This window comes from Salirhabdus euzebyi (assembly GCF_014207435.1).
Lineage (GTDB): Bacteria > Bacillota > Bacilli > Bacillales > Alkalibacillaceae > Salirhabdus > Salirhabdus euzebyi.
Genome location: NZ_JACHGH010000002.1, coordinates 290,843 through 306,911, shown reverse-complemented (window position 1 = coordinate 306,911; position 16,069 = coordinate 290,843). Strand labels below are relative to the sequence as shown.

Below are 16,069 nucleotides of genomic sequence, written 5' to 3'. Positions count from 1 at the left end.
ACTGTTTATCTACACATCTTATGGCCACTCTTCTTCATATACAACTTCACCATTTTCATCTAAACCTCTAATAGCAACTTGTCGATAGTTGTTCTCTTGCATATTCCAGTGAAACAAAAACATACGATGATTTTTTAGATGGAAGGATAACGTGTTTATTTGATCTTTTTGATAGGAGTCACTGTTTAGAGTAGCTTCCACTAAATCTAGCTCCACATCAACAATTTCTGGATTTGTTACAATCCCATAAAATCTCATCAGCATTGTATCTTTATCGATACTTGAACCTGACCATGAGTAAGAAAGATCTTTACTTTTATTAATTTCATGCCCACCTACACCACTCCCAGGAGCCCAAAAAATCCCTTTATGTTTTAGAACCATATTTGCTGAGAACCAATTTTTATATGTACCAAGGTATATTCGGGCATCACCAATTTCAACTTCTTCCACTACTTCAGAAGGTCCGTAATAAAAAGTACGTTCTGACTGTTGATGAGCTTCTAATGGTGAAAGATGATAGTAATTAAAATAAGGGGATTGAAAATAAATCCAAACAATTAATAGGATAGCCGCTCCCCATTCCGTCAGTGTCTTTATTTTTTGTGTATTCATTCTATCGGTCCTCCTGGTCTACCGGTACTTCTATTCGAAATGACCTATCAAACCAACTAAAATCTATCACTAGATTTTGGACATCATTCGGTAGTGCATCATAGTTACTAAAATGAATAGAACCCCACTTTTTCCCTGAGCTGGATCCACTTCTGTATGTATAGTTATTACCTTTATCATCTTTTATGGAAAGCGCTGTTGCGGGAAAAGACCAACCAGGTTCATTATTATGTACTTCAAACAGTAACAACGTTTCATCCTCTAACATTAGGATTTGTTCAAATTCTATAATGTCCTGGTCTAACTTCACCTCTTCATCTACATCAATGATGAAAGTTTCTCCTGAATTCATTTTTTCCCTAATTTCTCTTGGAAGGTCCCGCGAGAATGCTTCCGTGACCATATAAATGATATCTGGAATAAGAATAAATAGACAAACAATTATAAGAGTCCGGCGTATTATTTTTCCCATTATAATTCACTCCTACCCAGTATGGTAAAAACACATTATTTTAATGAATTCCCTTTACGTTTTGTATATTAATCTTGTTACATTAAGATAAAGATATAAATAAGGAACCAAAATAGAGAAAATTCATTACTAAAACAATAATTCCAAAGGTTGTTAAAGGCTTCGGTAATTTTCCACGGAAATAAAGAAATACCAATCCCGTCATTATATGAATAAGGACAAATACAAATATAATCATAAGAAAACTGAGTCCCCTTTACTCTTCATGATTACCTTAGATTCCAAACCAATCCATAAAAGAATAGCTGGCATCATGATTACAATAATAGGGTAAATCATTCCTTGCCAGCCGATTAACTCATTTAAAACGTTTATCAGTTCAACCTCTATGTAAATGGAAAATTACTTTATCTTCCACAATGGAACGAGATAAAAACTAAGAGCTATAACGAGTACGAGTGACATCAAAACATCATCTTTCATTGCTTTTTTGGCCTCGTCTGCCCATGGTAGAAAGCCGATACATAACCCTATATATATCGCCATAGATCCAGTAACACGTTCTTTTAGCATGATTGCATATCCTCCAGCTCCTATCGAGAGAGTGGCGAGGATGCTGGCTATAACTTCAATCATTTTATACCCCCTCTTTTCCTTACAGTAAAAGATGACTTATCGGTCCATGAAAATGAGGATTTATATTGCATATTTACCTTTTGGAGAAAAATTTAAAATGACAATTTTTCCCTCCGTTATTACTTTACCATAAATTTTCCAGTATTTGTTCGTGCAATTTTGGATAATTATTATTACAAAAAAATATTATGTAAATTCTACTCATACTAGACCTAAATTAATTTCTATATAAAGATCATTATGGGGTGAAAAAGTTACGTATTTTATAAAACTTAATTTACTATGCAGACCAAATCAAAAGGTATAAAACTCTGTAATTCTGATTAATATCAAATACTATAATTTTTAAGTTCTTCCTTTATATCTGCTTCTAAGCACCAATTTAAAAGAAATTGGAGATGTTGGTGAGAAGAAAGTTAGCATGGAGGGACAAACCATCACGTTTACGGAAAGTATTTACGATGGTTCAAGTAACAGTATTGGTCCACTATTTGAATCAGGAAAGGGAAAACGATCACAGCCTTCGATCGATTTTCGGAACGAAATGGAATGCCAAATAGATGGTGTTACTGTGATGTAAGATGTAATGAGTTAAGGTGGTAAACAAATAGAAAGTGGCGCTTATATGGAACAATAAGGTAATTAATCTTTCAAACTTAAACCCTTTCTTTTAAATTTGTTTAAGTGAATATTAAAAACTTTAGCACTCTTTCCGATAGAGGAAGAAAAAAATAGCTCATAAATTAAAACATTTGTTTTGCTATTTTCAGGAGTTCTTTTTTCGAGTTTTCCATTTTACCCATTGAAAATGATATCAAATAATATATACCATCAACTTCAAAGGATAGTGAAGGAACGGAAGAATTGTCATACATACCTTTTATATTTTTGGTTATAGTGACGGCTTCTTTTCCCTGCTGAACAGGTCCATTCATTTCAAAGTTACGGGCATTAATGATGAATCCCTTTCCCGTTCCTGTATTGTTTCCTATCTCTTCTTCACTGTCAGAAACAGTCCACAGCTCAATTTCAATTTGTTTCCCATCCTTACTCCAATCACGAAGTATCATAGGTTTAAAAGGTTTAGCATCAAAAGGGAGTTTGTTCGGTAAAGTAACTTCAAATGGAATGGCTTCTAAAGCAGCCTCTAAAGACGGGGCAATATACGATATATAAGGGAATTCGAAACCTTCAGGAGCATCACCTGTCAATTTTTGCTCCTCTACTACAAGTTTACTAGTATCTAACGTGTCATTTTTACAAGCCACTAAAAAACTAGGAATTAATAGCAATATAATAATTTTTTTAACGTTAATCACTCCTTTATCTATGTACGAATGAAAAACAGATATCGTTTCATGTTTATTCTATATACCTTGTTGTCATGTAATTCCCATTATTTTTATGAACTTCTAAAGGAAAAAGATAACATTTTTAATGTGTTTACAGGCCTTATGTTGATTTAGGTTCCTTAGTTTACTTGATCAGTATCTGAATTTCATCTTTGTTTTCTTCCACTAATTTATTCAATAACTTATTTGCTTTTTTGGTATAGTCTTCTCCATTATCCTTTGGCTCACCTAATAATTCTTTGGTATATGCTGTGACATAAACAACCATTTTCTGTGTTTTTTCGAAATATTTCTCATAATATTCTTCTGGGGCCATTCCAAGTTTGGAAGCTTGAGCATCAGCAAACTCACGAATTTCAATTGCGACTTCTGTATCATCTTCCTCAGGAGGATAAACACTACTTACTCTTTCACTTTTAGCAACTTCGATTTCTTGTAGTTTTTTCGACACATCAAGATTTAGACTCTTTACTTCCTGTTCTGCTAGTTTTGCTTTTACAGTACCATCAATATAGTCAAGGATTCTGTCATCAGGATATAAAAATCGTAAATATCCAACCGTTATTTGTTCACCTCTAACAATTGCTGCAACATCAGTGTCATCATAATCTGTTAGGTTACTATCACTGCATCCAACTATGAAAAATATACAAATTAGAATGATATAACTAAACAGTCTCTTCATACTAACCTCCAATTAAATTTCCTGTTTCATTGCAAAAGAGTAACGACTACTGATACGATGTTTACTCAGGTGCTACAAGTTCTACTTTTATTCTATCTGGGTCTTCAAAAAAAACAGCATAATAGTTAGTTCCACCAGCAAAGGGGTGTTTATCTGAGTATAGAATATTAATTTCTCTTTCTTTCAATTTGTTCGTCATTTCGTCTACGTGTTGTCGTGATGTTGCGTGAAATGCTAAATGATTAAGCCCCACTCGACTTCTATGATATGGAGGGTCTAAAAACCTATCCTCCGTTTGAACAAAAACAATGTAAGTATCATCAAGTTTCCAACTATGACCACTTTCCCATTGCTGAAATGAGGCATAGCCTAGTTCTTCAAGAAACCATTCCCAAAATTCAACGGTTTGCTTTAAATTTGAAACATATATTTCTATGTGATGTAGTAATCCCTTTTTCATCCTTACACCCCTTCCATTGAACCTTAAGTTCTCCTATTCCTAATCAATTCTCCCGTTATTCCATCAAGATTTAGCCATCTTTTTTAATATGATTGTGTTTGATTCATAAAATAATTAAATAATCTATCAAGAGAATCGATTTCGGCATATGGTTTAATTTTGGTATCATTCTTATTCTTATGAGGATTGAACCATATTCCCTTAATATTTGCATTTTGACAACCACCAATATCTTTTTCTATGTCGTCTCCAACGAATAAGGCGTCTTCTGGTTGCACTTTAAGTTTATTTAATGCTAAGTTAAAGATTCGTTTGTCAGGTTTACTGATTCCTACTTCTTCGGAAATAATGATTACATCAAAACAACTGTTTAAGTTAGTGTTCATTATTTTAGCTTTTTGTCTATGAGTTGAGCCATTTGTTACAATGGCAACTTTCACATGCATCTTTATAGCATTTACTATATTTATAGTATTTTGGTTTATGGAAAAACAATGGGGGAAATTAGTATTCCAAAAATCTTGAATGTAATTCCTTGGCAATCTATCATTTGGGGCAAATTCATCAAAAAATGATTCCAAAACTATTGTTTTATCATTATTGCCATAGCATCTATTATCATATTCTTTGAATTTTAGTAGCATTTCTCTTTTTGCTGAATGTTTAACATTCTCATAACACTTTTCCAAAACAATTAAAAACATTTTTTCTACTGCTTGATCCCTACTAAGTAAGGTATCATCTAAATCAAATAGTATTGCTTTATAACCCCTCAACAAATTCACATCCTATATCAAATATATGTATAATCCCTTTAAAGACCTATACACCTTTTAATTTTTAAACTCACTATAACTTGAAATATAATATGGAATGCCTTCATTTATTAATACAATAAAGCCGCTTCCATCATTTATATTAAATTTTTCTAAAATAGAATCTGGCTTTTCACTTACTTTATAATACATAGTTACACCGATTACGCTGTCGTCTTCAACAAATTTTTCTAATTCACTATTTATTCTTTCCACTTCATGTTGATGTTGTTGGAATCCAATTATGTAAAACTCACTACTGTTACTAGGACGTAAATCTTGGAATTCATCAGGTATTTCCGTTCTAGAACATGATGTCAAAATTAGTAGTAACGAGAGAAAAAACAATAAAAATACGTTTCTCATATAAATAGCACCCTCACCATATTGTTTTGGCCAGAATTTTTCCATTAATTCTGTTGAATAATACTGCCCCTTTTACCTTAATAGGAGAAATAACATTGCCAAATCCATCGTTCCACTCTAGCCCCACTGCTTCAATAAGAACTATCCTTTACTTTTTTAGCCTCACTAATAAAACAAGCAGCAAGTGAAATTACTAATCCAAGAAATGAAACACCAAGTCCAAACACTGTTGCAGTACCACTTGATGTTAATATAAGAGCTATTCCTCCCTTAAGTCACAAAATTTTCCATTCACCCTAACCATCCACCATTACTTACATACTACTAAGTTTCCAGACTTTATTTTAACATATAATTCCAGTTATTCTTGTAAAAAAACTAAATAAAAAGACCGCCTCCCTGACGATCCCTTGTTTCATTTTAGTCCCGTTTGTTGAAGATGAGAAACCTTTTAATTCTCTAGAAGGAACTATGAAGTAGGTAATTAACCTACACTAATTATGATATGGGGCTAGTAAATATTCTTGGATGGGGTGTTATCAACTGCAATCTCAGTTACATCTTTGGAATTTAAAAGTTTCAAAACTTCTTTTATTTCCCTTGTAAAATCTTGTATCATTACTATTTTCCCAGTAATCCTTGAAAAACTTAAAAATTTAAAAGGCTGTCCCTTTGACGATCCTTTTGATCTGCACTTGGCCAATATAAATCAGCAGAAAATTGGCAAAACCTTCATCCAATCAGGCATCATTATATGGGTCGTTACTTAACACACCTACAAAACCATTAATGGGCTAATTCGTGAACAAACTAAAATCTTCAGAGTATTAGGATTCACAATCTACTATTCCTCTTCTCCAAGCAAAGAGTATGTCATACCATTTTTCACAGAGAATGCCCCTACAACTTCTTCATTATTCATAATAACTGTGACAAATATACCGCCTAATCCAAATACATTACTTAATGGATGGTTGTTTACATAGAAAAATTCATGATGTAGTTCTTTATCCATATAGAACTGTGCATTAAAACTTTGTACTGATATGTAGTCACTATATGGTTTATCGTTTATGTCATTCCTAGTTAAAGAATACGGTCCATATTCACCTTCATGGTAAAGAATAAATAACCCTTCATCTTTTAAATGATTCATAGCAATAGTGCTTGACTCTGATAGGTTAGCTAAGTGAACCCACCTAATCCCCAACAACATTACAAGCAAAATTGAAATCAAAACTAAGATAACTTTCCTCTTCATATAACACCACCTTGAATTAATTGTTTAAGACACCTGTTCGTAATTCTTTTTTTTACATTCCTGCTTCTTTACTTGAATAATTGATAGAGCTATGCACATCGAAGACTTTTATTCAAAACTTGCCCACTTTACTTGAAAAGCAAAATTTTATCTACTTATTAAATCTATCTAATAATTGAATTATCTCTTTATTCTGCCTAACTTGAATTTCACTGTTTGATTTGATTTCGTAAATCCATAGCAGCACTAAAACTACTGCAATAGGCAAACCAATATATACAAACAAAAACCAAATAAATGCTAAACCACCCATTACATTCCTCCTTGTATTTCCTCAAACCAATCTTCTTGCACAATCTTTCCTCATTAAAGAACAATTCATAAAGATTAGTTTTAATGTAATATTATCATAAAATTGCGTCTTTTCCTTTTATTTTCCAAAAAAACAGAGGAACGCCATCTAAATTTGGCGTTCCTCTTGTTGTGTTAATTCAATTCCCCTGTTACTTGATGAATTCCCACAAACTGGTTATTTTATATGAGCACCCGTTTATTCCATAAAGACAAATTACAGGCTTTCCATTCCTTCTATAATTTCTTGATTCACCTCTTCATCAAAAACGCCTTCAGAATTAACATAGAAAATTAAAATATTGTCAATAACATATTTACTATGTCTTATTAATTCCATAGTTTCAGTCATTTCCTTAAATTCATCTACTCCTTGATCTAAATCTTTTTTAGAGGCAAATACATAAACATATAATTCTCCATTATCTTTTGTACGATATTCAGCAGGTACAACGCCATTTAAAGTTGCACCAAATACACTTGGATTATGTATTGTAGCTTCTTCAAGCTCTACCCCACTAGTAGTTAATTGCTTTATTACGTTATCTAGTTCCAATTGGTTTGCTCTCTCTTTAGAGCAACCAATTAAAAGCAAGGATATTAAAAACAATGTTAAAACTATTTTTATTTTTTTCACCCTTCTCCCCCCTTTGGGAAAGTTAATTAAATTTTTTTCCAAGAATCCTTACTATATTAACGTACCTTTTAGTTGAAGAAAATAAGCTTATCTTGTCTTAATTATTCATATGAAAACCAAATAAAGATTTCAGAAACATGGTCATCAATAATCCTAAATGCCATACCAGTTTTACCCCCTATGGAAATAACATTATCATATTCATCGTGGGAATATTCCTCATAGATATACTCTCCATATGTACTTCTTACTTTTTCTTGGGTCGAACCAATTGTAATTCCCTCTGATGTCGTAAGAAAAGATTCTTTAATAACTAAAGCCCTTATACCTGCTTGTTCATTTTCTCCCCGAAAATGGAAAGTAGCTTCATCATAAGTCAATGTTATATCTTTTCCTGAACCATGTGCTGCTGGTTTTTCATCGTACTCATTTGGCTCCCCTAATAATTCCTTGACCTTAGCTATTGTTAAGTTCTCATGGGAAAGTGTGTCTGAAGCAACAAATAACTTTTCGTTAAAAACATCAAATAATGGAATATTCTCTTGTTGGTTATCCACCTCTACAAGTTCCTGTTCGAGTTTTCGATTTGTTTCTGCATAGTCATCTAGGTTACTAGACATTTTTTCTAGTTCAGCTTTCTTATTTTGTAATTCAGTCTCAAGTTCCGTTAATTCTGTTTTTAACTTTTGATTTTCTTCTAGTAACATTTCATCTTCTTGGCAGCCTACTAGAATTAAACTAACTGTTATTGGTACCAGTACTCTTAAAGAAATCATATAACCTTCTACCTCACCTTTCCCCTTATTTATTCAAGATTCATGCTCGATAGCTTAAGTTCATTTCTTTAGAAGCTCACAAATTATTTATTATATCTATCCTTTAATTAGAAAGATATTTGTAATAGTAATAAACATTCAAGGTAACTACCCTTGTGCTTTGACTTGAATTTTTCACATCCCTTATAAGATATCAAGAAAAAAAGGAACTGATGCGAAAAATTAGACGGATCTTATTAAAGTCTGTTATATCTTGATCTCAAATCGTCACCTTATTGGGTATTAATTTTTCATCTTCTAAATAGCCGATAAATAGATCAACATAATGTGAATCCCACTGTGTACTTTTTCCATCCGATAAGATAGATACTGCTTTATTAAAGGACATCCCAGCCCGGTATGGTCTATTAGAAGTCATTGCGTCAAATGCATCAGCAACTGCCAAAATACGACCGAATAATGGAATGTTAGTAGCAGATAAACCTTCTGGATAACCCTTTCCGTCGTATCTTTCGTGATGATATTTCACACCTGGTATTAGGTCTTTCATGGCGTCATAAGGCTTAATTTCTTCTAAAATGGTAGCCCCAATAGCAGGGTGCTGTTTTATTTGCTCAAATTCTTCCGCAGTTAACTTTCCGTCCTTCAAGAGAACGTCATCTCGTACTCCTATTTTACCGATATCATGTAATAAAGCTGATTTTTTTAATTTGGTCAATTCATCCAAGGACATCCCGTCCCTTTTTCCAATTTCCACGGCATAGTCTGCCACTCTGATTGAATGTCCGGCTGTATAAGGATCTCTTGCATCAAGGGTTGCTGCAAATACAGTGAAAAAACTTTCTACTAACTGTGTATTCATTTCTTCTCTAGTTTTAATAGAGCGAACCATATGATTGAACCCTGATATAAGTTCAGAGAATTCATCAGAATAATAGTTATCCAGTTCTTTTAAATGACCATCCTGAACATGATTCATCCCTTTTAATACTTTTTCAATAGGAGTCTGGACCTCTTTTGTTAGAAGGAAAGAACCGTATATCGCAAATACAATCGTAATCAAAATAATAATACCTGCCCAACTTAGGTAACCTTTTATGATATTTTCGTCTAATTGCACTAATCGAATTTGTGTAGCAAGGCCGAAAAGTAATACAGGAAAAATCCCAATAAATAATGCACTAACAGAAAATTTTCGTCTGATAGAAACGATCACCTTACCGTTTAACGATAAGCTAGAATGATATGTATCTACTGCCTTACTTTCAATTGTATTTAAAATCGAAGGCGTAGTTTTTGCTGTTAAAAAGAACTCAATCATTGCGTGCATAGATGCAATTAGTATTGCTCCAATCCAGGCTAAGCCGACATAACTATAAGGCAAGGAAAGTATGTCAACATAAATTAGGAAGCTGGTCAGCAAGGAAGCGGAAATGGAAAGTCCTAAAAGATGTGGTATCATAATTCTAAAAACAGTTAAGGAAGGAAAATGATGTGCCCGAATAAAAGCATTTTCTAGTTCCTCTAAAGTAGAATTGTCTTTTAACATAACAAGTTTTATAGGTTGGATATGGGATTTAAATACTCTATATTCTAACGTAAACATCACACATAAAGATGTAATGAGGACACCAATTAAATAATAGATTTCCTTGATACTTAAGTCTAATGTATAAAAGACAAATGTACTTCCAACAATACACACCGCTATGACAGATCCAATAATATAATTCCTTAATAACGTTCGTTGAAACGCATAAAAATCCATTTTCGTCGCTCCCTAGCATATTTAAATCTATATTTCTAAAAACAACTAATTACCTAGATTTTTCTTTCCATTGCAAAAAGCTAGGCTTAGACATGATTTTAATCTGCATTAGTATGTATTTTTTCTAAATCTTCTTCGTTTAGCATAGATAAGGAATCGTTATAGGTCAACTAACTGTCCGTGTAATAAAGTTACGCAAGATCCAATTAATTCCACTTTCTCCCCTTTAAGTTTTAATCGGATTTCACCTCCGCGTTCTGAAGCCTGATATGCTGTAAATTCACTTTTATTTAATATTTTACTCCAATAGGACGCCAAAGCGCAGTGTGCAGAACCAGTTACGTAGTCTTCATTAATTCCTATTTTGGGCGCAAAATACCTCGATACAAAATCATACTTTTCTAAACCACGACTAGTAAGAATGACACCTGGGCCCTCTAGTTTACTTATTGCGTCTAAATTTGGTATATAGCCTCGAACCATCTTCTCATTTTCCAACTCTATAATATACCGATCTTCTGCCCACGCAACATTTTTGATAGGAAAATCAATAACACGTTTTATATTCTCTGTCACTACACTTTGATTTGACTGTTTTACATTAAATGTAAGTGTGATTAGTTGATTTGATTGTTTAGCATCAAGATTACCTGATTTAGTCTGAAAAGTAATCGTTGATGTTGAAGAAAGACCTTGACTCCATATAATATGAGCAGCTCCTAATGTGCCGTGCCCACATAAATCAATTTCCTTTGTAGGTGTGAACCATCTAAGCTCATATTCATTTTCCATCTGTTTTGAAACAAATGTTGTAATTGGTTGGTTAAGCTCTTTAGCTAGTAATTCCAGCCATTTATTTGTCTTTTTCTCTTTTAATAAAACAATTGCTGCAGGGTTCCCCTTAAAGGCTTCCTTAGTAAAAGCATTTATTAAATAATATTCACTCATTATAAGCACCCCTATATTTTGAAGAATGGCTTAATTAGAAAAAACGGCTCCTTAAAAAGCTAATAATAGAGTTCTCTATCACTTACTGAATTACCTTCACTAAAAAGTTGAAAGGCCTACCTAAGTAAGCCTTTTGACCATTTAGCAATGATTTATTTTGCTCCAAACAGTCCAAGAAAATTTTTCGTTATTTTGCTGAATAACGTTTCTTCTACAACCCTTGATTGACATTTAGAAATGAAGTCAAAAGGTATTGCTTGTTGATAAGGATAACCATCAGGGGGGATGATTGCATTTTTGTCCTCTATAAATGGTTCATCAACTGGATTTCCTAATGCATCTACTTGTGTGGCAAAAAAACTTGTCAGGCTTTTTGCAATTGCTCTCCCCAAACGGAGACCCTCCGTTCCATCTATCGGATAATGAACTCCGCCATAAACCCGTGCAACAGCACATTCCTCTGCTAAAATCGTTAAACGTTCTCGTTCAGCTGGAAAGAAGTAACTTAACACTTCTGAAGCCACACCAGCTACAATAGCGTGACCAGAAATATAAGAGGGATGTCTAGGAGTACATATATACGTTACTAGATTCGGATCCTGTTGATTAGGTCTGGCAACATCATAACGGTATTTAATAGCCCAAGCCACAACCCCTGCATCTTGAATTGCAGCTTCTGTTAATGCTAGTATACGTGCAGCCTCAGGCGTTGTTAAGGACATGGGAGGAATTTTTGTTGTGAAAACCGTATAGGTATCAATTAGTCGGTCGATAATAGGAGTCCACTGTTTGGTGACATGCCCCGTACCCCAATATTCAGCAAGAAGTTTTCGCTCTAACGTTAAATTTTCCAGTGTATCTTGAACATCTTGTAATTCCATTTTCCAATTAACCTTATAGGGATGGATAACTTTAGGTATAGAATCACCCAACGGACCCTTAAACCAACCGTTATTATCTCTTTGCAAAAAAATAAGCGGCCAAGTGCCAGCTAAAGGTTCTTCTGGATTTTTAGGAGGATATTCTTCACCTGCATAGGGAAGACGCGACCAGCGAGGATAATTAGTCATACACAATATCACCTCCAAGGTACTAGTTAAAATAGTATATTCATGAACTAGTTTTGGAGAGTGTACATAGGTCACTAATAAGAAAAAATGTGTGATAGTCTGATCTATATGAACCTATTTTACTTCTACTAAAACTTCTTTTTGAATTAGTAGAAAACACGTTTCTTCCATATTGAAGAAACGCACCTGTAATAATTATTTACTACACAGTAAAAGGTTACTTGTTATATAGGTTTTTCCAGTCTTCTTTGTAAAAAACGTAATGATCATATAGTTGTCCTTCGATTTCTATATCTCCATAATGGCTGAAACCACATTTTTGAATCACTTTCGTTGAGCTTATGTTGTTAGGTAATACAATGGTATTTAGTTGTTCAACATCTGTGTTCTGAAATAAATAATTTATCAATCCTTTTGCTGCTGTTGTTGTGTATCCTCGATTTCTATAATGTTTTGAGATGGCATAAGCAATTTCTTGGTTGGGCTCACGCAATTCTTCTTTCTTTCCAGTATTACAGAAACCGATAAACTTACCAGTTTCCTTTAATATAATACCTAACTTCAAATAATTCTGACCATTAATTTTAGGCAATGTAGCTAAGAACTCTTTATTGGATGGTATTTCATAGTTCGTAACCCAGTTCAACCGTTGTTCTCTTGTGGATCGCCAATCTGGCAAAAATTCATAAACTTCTGGCTGTGAAGTAAGTTCATATATAGCATCCACATCACCAACGGTAAATTCTCTCAATAGTATTTCACCACAGTCTATTGTAAACAAATTGTTCATGTGTTTCTCTCCACTCTTCACGTTAATCAACTAAACTACGATTACGTTATTAGATTTTAACTAAGGTTTAAGGAATTTGTTTTCAGGCCAGGTTGATAATTGTATAAATGATTAAATCATATCTCCTCTTGTTGTTTCCACAATAATATTTCATTAGCAACCTCATTAGGGGTATCCCAGTGAATGTTGTGCTTTGTATTTTTTATGCCTATTGTCGTTATATCCTTTATACTGTTTTGAATTTTTAGTATTCCTTTAGACCTTGCTGGATCTCTCTCAGGAACTGTTGCATGAAATAATAATACAGGGCATTTAATACTGTCATATGTAGTTGAACAAGGCTCTTGATAAAAAGCTTTTATTGTTGCTAAAAGGCTAAAACGATCAGCCTTTAACACGTAGTTCCCACTGACCCGTTTAAAATTAGAGTGTATGAGGATATCCAGACTGTCGCCCCAATCCTTCGTAGTATATTCTTGATACGTTTTCACTATTTCTTCCCAAGAGTTATACTTACTTGAATTAATATACTCGTCCCAATCTAGAAGGGCTTTTTCTTCCGTTAATCCATCTGCTTGTTCAGGAAAAACATAACCCCCATCAATTAACACGACTCCTTTTATCTTATCAGGAAATATCTTTGTATAGTTTAGAGCAAGGTCCGCTCCCCATGAATGTCCCAATATGTAAAAAGGTCTTTTAACCATTTGGCTAATTACTTTATCCATCCTCTTTGCGACTGAAGTAAATCTATAATCTTCTTCTTTTTTAAAAGGATCCGTTTCCCCATGGCCTGGGCCATCTAAAAGAATAAGGTGGAAGTCTTTGGAGAGAAAATCTTTTAGATAATAAAAACTATTTAAATCACAAGTCATCCCATGAAAACATACTAGAGTTGGAAGGTTTTTATCTCCAAATTCACATCCATGGTAAGTATGATTATTTTCTGTGATTCTAAATTCACCCAAGTTAAGTCCCCTTTTCATTATATAAATGTCTTATTACTATTTTATAGACGTTCTCAACTCTATCATTTGGTTGGTCATGTTCCTATAAGCTAATACTAGCATAATATTACATATTATTCCGTAAAAAATAGATCACACTATGGTGATCTATTTTTAATTCTTGTCCACTTAGCAGCTGCTACTTAATTCTCCAAATTCATAGATTTAAATTTAAACTCGTTGATAAAAATAGCTTAAAAATATAATAACTGCATCCTAGCAGTAAAAATGCTCGTGAATAAAATTAGGGCATTTCACATATTAATTTCCTCTATTAAAAATAGTAATGTCCCTGTTCATGTTCTTTACAAGAATAAGCAACCAGTAGAAAAGTAAGTATAGAAAACCTACTGAAACATAAATTGACCATAAAGATCCTTGTTGCAACTGATTTATAAAGTATCCAAACTCGTTTATTCCCTTTCCTCTTCCAATACTATTCAGAAAACTAACTATCGGAACAGTAATAGTAATGACTATTGAAATAATCGAAAAACCTTTTAACTGTTTACGAAAAATATGTAAAATAGAAATCCCTAATGTTGATAACAGTACCAAATAATAAATGGTCCAAACCCAATTCGGCAAAGTCTCCCAATACATATTCCCATTCACCTCTTTTTCATTTTTACTATTTTTAAATCTTATGTATTAAACGTTTTTTCAACTTAGAAACCCTACTATTAATTTTTCAAACAAAAAAATTACTTTTTGGTTTATAATGGATATAGTTTACATCTATTGAAGAAATATCATAATACTATTTCCATTAGTTTAGGAGGTTTCCCATTGATAAAGTAATAGTAATACCCAAATTGCTCGTTATTTTAATCAAGAAAGCATTTCTACGATTTGAGGAGAACGGGATTACTATGCCTTTTTGGGACCTATAGAACAGCCAGAATCGTATTTCATAAAAAACGCTTTAAAAAGCGTCTTAATAAGACTACTAGAATATCCCTCCTCTTTCATACGTGGTGCTGGATGACCATTTTTATTTTGAGAGGAGCATTTTAGTGAAAGCATTATGTAAAGATTATTTGGTACGTTCGCCATTGCTGGATGACGCATCTGCTGTTACGGATTTTGTTGCAATGGTAGATATCTCAGAATTTGGTTTCCCCGATATAGAAATTCAAGATGTGATTGACCTATGGAGTGAAATAACTCTTAATAAAAATGTTTGGATTATAGAATCATTAAAAAATAATCAGATCATTGGCTACGGTTTTATTGAAGAAACCGATTCTGAAAGTCTATATGCTAGTGCATTTGTTCATCCTGATTTTAAAGGAGAAGGCATTGGCACTCATTTATTAGATTTAATTGATTTCCGAGCATTAGAAATAAAAACTTCTAAGAACTTGTCACTAAAACTAGATAATGTTGTGCCAGCTAATAATGAGAGTGCTATTCATCTTTTGGAATCAAAAGGATATCAGTTTAATAGGCTCTATCAAAGAATGGAAATGAAAATGGAGGAAATACCGGAATCAATTTCTGTACCAAGCGGTGTAACTATTCGTCCATACAGAGCCGAAACAGATTCCGTAAAACTACACGAAGCTCACCAAGATTCTTTTAAAGATGTTAGGGATTTCTCTCCACAACCCTATGAACAATGGATTCAACAAAAGAGTACAACAAATTACGATCAAAGTTTGTGGTTTGTTGCCTATGCAGAAAATGAACTAGTTGGATTTATTATATGTAAAATTTTTGATGGTAAAGATATATATGTTGATTTGCTAGGTACAAAGAAGAATTGGCGAAAACGCGGGTTAGCCTCTTGCCTTCTCAACACTGTATTCAGGGAGTCTTTTAATAGAGGTAATCAAACAGTACTGATTACAGTAGATTCTAATAGTTTAACGAAAGCAAATCTTCTATACGAAAAAGTGGGATTTAAATCCATATTTAAGGTGGCATTGTTTCAAAAACACATTTAAAATAAAAAAATGAGCATTATATAATTACAAGTTAGTATGAGCCTGCATTTTTTAGTAGTAATTAAAAAATACAGGCTCTTTCATTTACATTCAAAACTTTAGCATTATGGA

Annotated in this window: 20 protein-coding genes; 2 read left to right on the top strand and 18 right to left on the bottom strand. The window is 33.2% G+C overall.

From position 1 onward, the window contains the following. Positions 1–18 precede the first annotated feature (18 nt). The 3 genes from HNQ94_RS04680 to HNQ94_RS04670 all read right to left on the bottom strand — a co-directional run bounded on the left by HNQ94_RS04680 (position 19) and on the right by HNQ94_RS04670 (position 1,660). Positions 19–615 carry a DUF5044 domain-containing protein gene (locus tag HNQ94_RS04680; protein ID WP_174494839.1) on the bottom strand — a complete coding sequence of 199 codons (597 nt, stop codon included), beginning with the start codon at positions 613–615 and terminating at the stop codon, positions 19–21. A 1-nt stretch (position 616) separates the two neighbouring features. Beyond that, positions 617–1,087, bottom strand: coding sequence for a hypothetical protein (locus HNQ94_RS04675; RefSeq protein WP_174494840.1), 471 nt, complete (start codon positions 1,085–1,087; stop codon positions 617–619). 402 nt (positions 1,088–1,489) lie between these two features. Continuing rightward, positions 1,490–1,660: a hypothetical protein gene (locus HNQ94_RS04670; RefSeq protein ID WP_174494842.1), complete on the bottom strand. Its 171-nt coding sequence runs from the start codon at positions 1,658–1,660 to the stop codon at positions 1,490–1,492. A 484-nt stretch (positions 1,661–2,144) separates the two neighbouring features. Between HNQ94_RS04670 and HNQ94_RS04665 the strand changes: the two genes are divergently transcribed. Next, on the top strand, positions 2,145–2,303 hold the full coding sequence (locus HNQ94_RS04665) for a hypothetical protein (RefSeq protein ID WP_174494843.1): 159 nt from the start codon (positions 2,145–2,147) through the stop codon (positions 2,301–2,303). A 163-nt stretch (positions 2,304–2,466) separates the two neighbouring features. Here the strand turns inward: HNQ94_RS04665 and HNQ94_RS04660 are convergent, their stop codons facing one another. The 15 genes from HNQ94_RS04660 to HNQ94_RS04590 all read right to left on the bottom strand — a co-directional run bounded on the left by HNQ94_RS04660 (position 2,467) and on the right by HNQ94_RS04590 (position 14,612). Beyond that, positions 2,467–3,042 (bottom strand): hypothetical protein, encoded by a 576-nt coding sequence (locus HNQ94_RS04660; RefSeq protein WP_174494844.1) that lies wholly within the window; start codon positions 3,040–3,042, stop codon positions 2,467–2,469. Between the two features lie 157 nt (positions 3,043–3,199). Next, positions 3,200–3,760 carry a hypothetical protein gene (locus tag HNQ94_RS04655; RefSeq protein ID WP_174494845.1) on the bottom strand — a complete coding sequence of 187 codons (561 nt, stop codon included), beginning with the start codon at positions 3,758–3,760 and terminating at the stop codon, positions 3,200–3,202. A 61-nt stretch (positions 3,761–3,821) separates the two neighbouring features. Further along, positions 3,822–4,220 (bottom strand): VOC family protein, encoded by a 399-nt coding sequence (locus HNQ94_RS04650; RefSeq protein ID WP_174494846.1) that lies wholly within the window; start codon positions 4,218–4,220, stop codon positions 3,822–3,824. 83 nt (positions 4,221–4,303) lie between these two features. Further along, positions 4,304–4,996: an HAD family hydrolase gene (locus HNQ94_RS04645; protein ID WP_221452485.1), complete on the bottom strand. Its 693-nt coding sequence runs from the start codon at positions 4,994–4,996 to the stop codon at positions 4,304–4,306. Between the two features lie 57 nt (positions 4,997–5,053). Beyond that, complete coding sequence (locus tag HNQ94_RS04640; RefSeq protein WP_174494847.1) at positions 5,054–5,401, bottom strand: hypothetical protein; 348 nt, start codon at positions 5,399–5,401, stop codon at positions 5,054–5,056. Positions 5,402–6,245: 844 nt separating this feature from the next. Beyond that, complete coding sequence (locus HNQ94_RS04635; RefSeq protein WP_174494848.1) at positions 6,246–6,662, bottom strand: hypothetical protein; 417 nt, start codon at positions 6,660–6,662, stop codon at positions 6,246–6,248. Positions 6,663–6,813: 151 nt separating this feature from the next. Next, entirely contained in the window at positions 6,814–6,975 is a 162-nt protein-coding gene (locus tag HNQ94_RS04630) for a hypothetical protein (RefSeq protein WP_174494849.1), read from the bottom strand. Positions 6,976–7,230: 255 nt separating this feature from the next. After that, entirely contained in the window at positions 7,231–7,650 is a 420-nt protein-coding gene (locus HNQ94_RS04625; RefSeq protein ID WP_174494850.1) for a hypothetical protein, read from the bottom strand. Positions 7,651–7,751: 101 nt separating this feature from the next. After that, on the bottom strand, positions 7,752–8,426 hold the full coding sequence (locus HNQ94_RS04620) for a hypothetical protein (RefSeq protein ID WP_174494851.1): 675 nt from the start codon (positions 8,424–8,426) through the stop codon (positions 7,752–7,754). A gap of 259 nt (positions 8,427–8,685) precedes the next feature. Next, on the bottom strand, positions 8,686–10,194 hold the full coding sequence (locus HNQ94_RS04615; protein WP_174494852.1) for an HD domain-containing phosphohydrolase: 1,509 nt from the start codon (positions 10,192–10,194) through the stop codon (positions 8,686–8,688). 159 nt (positions 10,195–10,353) lie between these two features. Further along, positions 10,354–11,142, bottom strand: a complete 789-nt coding sequence (locus HNQ94_RS04610) for a PhzF family protein (protein WP_174494853.1) — start codon at positions 11,140–11,142, stop codon at positions 10,354–10,356. A gap of 152 nt (positions 11,143–11,294) precedes the next feature. Continuing rightward, on the bottom strand, positions 11,295–12,212 hold the full coding sequence (locus HNQ94_RS04605; RefSeq protein WP_174494854.1) for a vanadium-dependent haloperoxidase: 918 nt from the start codon (positions 12,210–12,212) through the stop codon (positions 11,295–11,297). Between the two features lie 217 nt (positions 12,213–12,429). Further along, positions 12,430–13,002 (bottom strand): GNAT family N-acetyltransferase, encoded by a 573-nt coding sequence (locus HNQ94_RS04600; RefSeq protein ID WP_174494855.1) that lies wholly within the window; start codon positions 13,000–13,002, stop codon positions 12,430–12,432. A 116-nt stretch (positions 13,003–13,118) separates the two neighbouring features. Then, entirely contained in the window at positions 13,119–13,970 is an 852-nt protein-coding gene (locus HNQ94_RS04595) for an alpha/beta fold hydrolase (RefSeq protein WP_174494856.1), read from the bottom strand. A gap of 300 nt (positions 13,971–14,270) precedes the next feature. Then, positions 14,271–14,612 (bottom strand): hypothetical protein, encoded by a 342-nt coding sequence (locus tag HNQ94_RS04590; protein WP_174494857.1) that lies wholly within the window; start codon positions 14,610–14,612, stop codon positions 14,271–14,273. A gap of 413 nt (positions 14,613–15,025) precedes the next feature. On the opposite strand from HNQ94_RS04590, the gene HNQ94_RS04585 reads away from it, so the two are divergent. After that, entirely contained in the window at positions 15,026–15,958 is a 933-nt protein-coding gene (locus HNQ94_RS04585; RefSeq protein WP_174494858.1) for a GNAT family N-acetyltransferase, read from the top strand. Positions 15,959–16,069 lie beyond the last annotated feature (111 nt).

Coding starts and splice junctions, on each gene's coding strand:
- HNQ94_RS04610 (WP_174494853.1), bottom strand. CDS start 11,142: ATGAGTGAATATTATTTAATAAATGCTTTTACTAAGGAAGCCTTTAAG.
- HNQ94_RS04675 (WP_174494840.1), bottom strand. CDS start 1,087: ATGGGAAAAATAATACGCCGGACTCTTATAATTGTTTGTCTATTTATT.
- HNQ94_RS04640 (WP_174494847.1), bottom strand. CDS start 5,401: ATGAGAAACGTATTTTTATTGTTTTTTCTCTCGTTACTACTAATTTTG.
- HNQ94_RS04630 (WP_174494849.1), bottom strand. CDS start 6,975: ATGGGTGGTTTAGCATTTATTTGGTTTTTGTTTGTATATATTGGTTTG.
- HNQ94_RS04650 (WP_174494846.1), bottom strand. CDS start 4,220: ATGAAAAAGGGATTACTACATCACATAGAAATATATGTTTCAAATTTA.
- HNQ94_RS04590 (WP_174494857.1), bottom strand. CDS start 14,612: ATGTATTGGGAGACTTTGCCGAATTGGGTTTGGACCATTTATTATTTG.
- HNQ94_RS04655 (WP_174494845.1), bottom strand. CDS start 3,760: ATGAAGAGACTGTTTAGTTATATCATTCTAATTTGTATATTTTTCATA.
- HNQ94_RS04600 (WP_174494855.1), bottom strand. CDS start 13,002: ATGAACAATTTGTTTACAATAGACTGTGGTGAAATACTATTGAGAGAA.
- HNQ94_RS04680 (WP_174494839.1), bottom strand. CDS start 615: ATGAATACACAAAAAATAAAGACACTGACGGAATGGGGAGCGGCTATC.
- HNQ94_RS04665 (WP_174494843.1), top strand. CDS start 2,145: ATGGAGGGACAAACCATCACGTTTACGGAAAGTATTTACGATGGTTCA.
- HNQ94_RS04670 (WP_174494842.1), bottom strand. CDS start 1,660: ATGCTAAAAGAACGTGTTACTGGATCTATGGCGATATATATAGGGTTA.
- HNQ94_RS04615 (WP_174494852.1), bottom strand. CDS start 10,194: ATGGATTTTTATGCGTTTCAACGAACGTTATTAAGGAATTATATTATT.
- HNQ94_RS04635 (WP_174494848.1), bottom strand. CDS start 6,662: ATGAAGAGGAAAGTTATCTTAGTTTTGATTTCAATTTTGCTTGTAATG.
- HNQ94_RS04605 (WP_174494854.1), bottom strand. CDS start 12,212: ATGACTAATTATCCTCGCTGGTCGCGTCTTCCCTATGCAGGTGAAGAA.
- HNQ94_RS04620 (WP_174494851.1), bottom strand. CDS start 8,426: ATGATTTCTTTAAGAGTACTGGTACCAATAACAGTTAGTTTAATTCTA.